Origin of the sequence: Phenylobacterium sp., assembly GCF_036263695.1 — a bacterium.
Taxonomy (GTDB): Bacteria; Pseudomonadota; Alphaproteobacteria; order Caulobacterales; family Caulobacteraceae; genus Phenylobacterium.
The window spans coordinates 1-4,959 of the sequence record NZ_DATAGM010000212.1 but is presented as its reverse complement, the minus strand read 5'-3'; the positions used below and the strand labels follow the sequence as shown (position 1 = coordinate 4,959).

5 protein-coding genes and 1 pseudogene are annotated in these 4,959 nt (G+C 70.0%); all 6 read right to left on the bottom strand.

The features are described 5' to 3' along the window. The coding region (locus VHK87_RS08630) for a glycosyl hydrolase (protein WP_329634495.1) at positions 1-511 on the bottom strand (511 nt) is incomplete at its 3' end. Continuing rightward, positions 508-1,296, bottom strand: a complete 789-nt coding sequence (locus VHK87_RS08625; protein ID WP_329634494.1) for a TIGR04290 family methyltransferase — start codon at positions 1,294-1,296, stop codon at positions 508-510. The genes VHK87_RS08625 and VHK87_RS08630, both read right to left, overlap by 4 nt. After that, entirely contained in the window at positions 1,293-1,889 is a 597-nt protein-coding gene (locus VHK87_RS08620; RefSeq protein ID WP_329634493.1) for a histidine phosphatase family protein, read from the bottom strand. Before VHK87_RS08620 ends, VHK87_RS08625 begins: the two co-directional genes overlap by 4 nt. Beyond that, positions 1,886-3,007, bottom strand: coding sequence for an inositol-3-phosphate synthase (locus VHK87_RS08615; protein ID WP_329634492.1), 1,122 nt, complete (start codon positions 3,005-3,007; stop codon positions 1,886-1,888). Before VHK87_RS08615 ends, VHK87_RS08620 begins: the two co-directional genes overlap by 4 nt. Positions 3,008-3,066: 59 nt before the next feature. Continuing rightward, positions 3,067-4,401, bottom strand: a complete 1,335-nt coding sequence (locus VHK87_RS08610) for a L,D-transpeptidase family protein (RefSeq protein WP_329634491.1) — start codon at positions 4,399-4,401, stop codon at positions 3,067-3,069. A 176-nt stretch (positions 4,402-4,577) separates the two neighbouring features. Beyond that, a pseudogene (locus tag VHK87_RS08605) lies at positions 4,578-4,959 on the bottom strand (hypothetical protein); the annotation flags it as partial.

Genomic DNA, 4,959 nt, shown 5'->3' with positions numbered 1-4,959 from the left:
GGCGGTAGTAGCTGCTGCCCTCCGCCTCCTTGTGGCGGGTGGTCGCCTCCCAGGTCTTGGGCAGGTCGTAGAGGCTGTACCAGTGGATGCGCGGGACCTTGCCGATCAAGAGGTCGGCGGTCTTCTTCACGCCCCAGGCCTGCACCTCCTCCGAGCCGAACGACGAGACGCCCACCTCGGTGACCCAGATCGGCTTGTCGGTGACGGCGCGAATTTCCTCAACCTTGTCCGGCCACTCGTCGATCATCCACAGGTTCCAGTCGAGCGGGAAGCCGTGAACGGCGACCACGTCGACGTGGTTCAGCACGCCCTTCTCCTCGAGCCGGCGCACGAAGTGCGGGTCGATGGGGCTCATGCCGCCCAGCACGCGGGTCAGGCCGCCGTTCTCCGCCGCGATCGCCTGGCCAGCCAGCTTGGTCATCTGCGCGAACAGGTCCCACTCGGGGTCGAGGTTCGGGTCCCAGTGGGACTTGTTGTTCGGCTCATTCCAGATCTTGGCCGCTTCGATCATGCTTGCGCGCCCCCGTTGGCCTTTCCGTTCGTCTTCGGCTTGGCCGGATAGACCGCGCCCGGCCCCTTGGGCGGACTGGCCCTCCGGCAGATGTAGACTTCGTCCTCAGGGTGGGACTCGATGCTGAAGCCGGCGCTGCGCAGCATGGCCTCCACGCAAGCCGCGTTCGGGGCCCACCAGTTGGTCCAGTCGTCGGCGTACTCGTGCTCAATGAAGTGCATCTTCGGGTAGCCGGGCTCGTCGAAGTGCTTCTCTTCCCAGAAGGTGTAGTTGGCCTCGACCGGGAAGACCTCCTTCGCGCCACGCTGCATCGACTGGAAGATCAGCAGGTCCTTCGCGACGTGCTCGTGGATCAGGTCCAGCGCCAGCAGCGGGTGGCGCAGGTGGTAGAGCACCCCCATGAAGAGGACGACGTCGAAGGTCTCGCCGAGTTCGGCCACGTCGTAGACGGAAAGCTTGCGGAACTCGATGTCTTCGCCGGTCACCTGGGCGGCGAAGCGGGCCTGCTCCAAGTAGCGGTCGTCGAAGTCGACGCCGAGCACCCGGTCGGCCCCTCGGCGCTTCATTTGGATCGAGTAGAAGCCGCCGTTGCAGCCGATATCGAGCACGCTCTTGCCGGTCAGGTCGGCGGGGATGGCGTGTTCGAACTGGCGCCACTTCACATTCGGATAGTCGGACAGGAAGTGGTCGGGCGCGGTCTGCACCCCGTTCAGGTCGATGTTGTGGAACCAGCTCCCGAGGGCGCGGGCCTTCTCGGCGATCTGGCCTGGATCGAGCGTGCTCATGCCGGAACCTCGTTCATGCTGTGCACCTTCAGGCCCCACTCGCCCGCCACGACGATGCTGAGCGAGCCGGGGCTGACCTCGATGCGGTGATGTTCGTCGAGCGGCAGGGACAGGCCCGCCATCAGCGCCGCCTTGATGACGTCGCCGTGGCTGACCGCCACGATCCGCTGCTCGGGATGGTGCTGGACGGCCTCGTTGATGAACCGGCCGACCCGCATCTGCACCTGGGCCATGCCCTCGCCGCTGGGCGGCAGGGCGCTCGCCCGCTGCTCGTTCCAGGCCCGCCACTCGGGATGGCCGTCGAGGTCGGTGAAGCCGGCGCCGGTCCAGTCGCCATAGTCGACCTCCAGCAGGTTGTCGCTCAGCTGCAGCGGAAGCCCCAGCGCTTCGGCGATCGGCTCGGCGGTGGAGACCGTGCGCTCCAGCGGGCTTGCGTAGACCGCATCGATCGGCTCGCGCGCCAGCCGCTCGGCCAGCGCCCGGCTCTCGGCCAGTCCCTGCTCCGACAGGGTCACGCCGGGCATCCGGCCGCAGAGCACCTTGCCCAGGCGGTCGTGACTGCCGTGGCGGACGAAGTACACGGTGGTCGTCACGATGCGAGGCGCGGCGCCCGGCGAGGTTCGGCGGTGCGCTGGTCCTCGCCCTCGATGAAGCGAAGGGTCCGCTCGCGCGCCTCGTTGTCGGTGTACTGCTCGGGGGGCGATTTCATGAAGTAGGACGAGGGGCCGAGCAGCGGCCCGCCCAGCTTACGGTCCAGGCCCAGCTTGGCGCAGCGGACGGCGTCGATGACGATGCCGGCGGAGTTGGGGCTGTCCCAGACCTCCAGCTTCAGCTCGACGTTCAGCGGCACCCCGCCGAAGGTCGTGCCCTCCAGCCGGATGTGCGCCCACTTGCGGTCGGTCAGCCACGGCACGTGGTCGCTCGGGCCCACGTGGATGTCGTCGGCGTCCAGCGGCACGTCCAGCTGGCTGGTCACCGCCTGGGTCTTGGAGATCTTCTTCGAGACCAGCCGCTCGCGCTCGAGCATGTTCTTGAAGTCGGAATTGCCGCCGAAGTTGAGCTGGTAGGTGCGGTCCAGCCGTACGCCCCGCTCGCGGAACAGGTTGGCCAGCATCCGGTGGATGATGGTCGCCCCCACCTGGCTCTTGATGTCGTCGCCGATGATCGGCAGCCGCCGTTGCTCGAACCGCTTGGCCCACACCGGGTCGGAGGCGATGAACACCGGGATGCAGTTCACATAGGCGCAGCCGGCCTCCAGCGCCTGTTCGGCGTAGTATTCCGTCGCCTGCTGCGATCCGACCGGCAGGTAGGAGACCAGCACGTCGGCGCCCGATCTGCGCAGCGCCTCGGCCACGTCCACCGGCGCCTCGGCGCTCTCCTCGATGTCGCCGGCCATGTAGCGGCCGATGCCGTCCAGCGTCGGCCCGCGCAGGACCTGGACGCCGGTCTTCTTCGGCTTGGCGAAGACGTAGGTGTTGTTGGGCGGCGCCAGCACCGCCTCGGCGACGTCGCGGCCCACCTTGCCGGCGTGGACGTCGAAGGCGGCGGCGACCTCGATGTCGCCCACATGGTACCCGCCCAGCTCCACATGCATCAGGCCGGGGGGCGGCTCGTTGGCCGGCGCCTCGGCATAGTAGCCGAGGCCCTGGACGAAGGACGAGGCGCAGTTACCTACGCCGACGATCCCCACACGTAGCTTGTTACGGCTCATCGCACCCCTTGCGCGGTCGCATGTGGCGCGGGGAGAGCCCCTCGCCAGCTTTGTACCTTTCAGAAAAGGTTTCGGCTCAGCTTGGTTCCCGTGAGCAGGCAGAGCTTAGCGTGAGGGTGCGCTGAAGCGAGGCGCCGAACCTCCGCCGCTTCGAGCGCCGCGATCAGGGGCGGGTCGCGGCCATAGGCGTCCCGCCGCACCTCCAGGCCGCCTGACGCCGGCCAAGCGGTGAAGTAGGTGATGAACACCGGTACGGGCTCGGCCAAGTCCACTCGGTGCTCGGGCTCCGCCGGCGTCATGGCCGGGGCCCCCGCGCCAAGCAGCCGCTTCGCCAGCGGCATCGCCCGCTCCAGCCGCACGCAGCCCGAGCTGAAGGTCCGCTGCCTGGCGTCGAACGCCCAGCGGTGCGGTGTGTCGTGCAGGTAGATGCCGAGCTCGTTGGGCAGCATCAGCTTGACCTGGCCCATCATGTTGTCGCCGCCAGGCCTCTGGCGGACCCGCAGCAGCTTGCGGCCGGCGGCGACCGCGCTCCAGTCGACGCGGGCCGGATCGACGGGCCGCGCCTGCTCCGACCAGTCCGACAGCACCTCCAGCCGTTGGGCCTCCAGGATCGAGACGCCCTGGCGCAGGACCCGGCGGGCGAAGTCGTCGCGGACCAGGTCGACGGGGACGTTCCAATAGGGGTTGAAGACGGCGTAGCGGATCACGCCCGCCATCATCGGAGTCGCGTACCGGGGCTTGCCGACCACCACGTCCATTTGGTCCACCACCCGCCCGTCCTCGTAAAGGAAGAGCTGGGCGGAAGCGGCGTCCACCACGATAAAGCGGCGGCCCGGATCGGCGGGGATCTGCCGCGCCCGGGCCATGTTGGCGAGCAGCAGGCTCTCGTACCGTTGCCGATCCCCGTCGGGGACGGCCATCCGGCCCGAGCGCAGGTCGGCGAGGGCGGCGCGCAGCTGTGCATAGAGCGGGTTCATGCGCCTTGTCGACGCCAGGTGCGCCGCAAGGTCCGGGGCCGCCGCAGCCTCTGCCAGGACCTGCGACGGATCGGTGGCCGGCGGCTTCAGCGCCGGGTCGGTGAACACCATTCGCGCCGCGTCGGGCGGGCTGCGCAGGTCGCGCACATAGGCTGCAAGGGCGGTGGAGAGAGCGATTTCGGCCCGGGCGAGCTGGGCCGGGTCGCGGCCGGGCGCGCCGACCGTGGCGCGTGCGAGGACGCCCGGATCGTGGCGCGACGGATCAAGCCCGTCGGCAGCGGCGGCGCCGACCAACGCGATCACCGCCTGCGCCTCGGGACGCAAGCTGCGGCCCTTCACCCAAAGCGGGCGGAAGTCGCGCGCCTCGTAGAAGGCGGCGAGTTCGGATGCGCCCATCCGCTGCAGTTCGGCGCGCACGGCGCGCGCCACCGGGCCGGCCGGAGCCGGCGCCCGCGCGGAGGCGGGCGCCGGACCCGAGGCCGGCTCAGCGTTCGGGGCGGCGAAGGCCGCCGCCAGGAGCGCGACGGCGGCCGTTCGGCCGATCCGTCGCGCCTGTCGGGCGTTGGCCGGCCGCCCCTGGGCCGGCCGCGCGATCAGCCGCGTTCCCCGGCGTACTGCATGTCAGAACCGCCGCTGGCGGCAGTGTCTTCAGCAGCGCCGGCGGCGTTCATCGCCCCGGTATCGGTGGTCGCGCCGGCGGAGCCGGTCGCGCCGGTCGAACCGGTGGCGCCCGTCGAACCGGTGGCGCCCGTCGAGCCGGTGGCGTCGGTGGAGCCCGCCGCGCCCGCCTGGCCCTGCATGGACGTGGAGCCGCTGGCCGTCCCCTGGTCCATCGAGCCGGCGGAGTTGGTGGAGCCTGAGCCGCCCGCAGCGCCCGTCGTACCGGTGGCGCCGCCCGAAGTCGTTTGGGCGATGGCGACGCTGCCGAGCAGCAGGGCGCCCGCGGCGCCTGCGATAAGGATATTCTTGTTCATA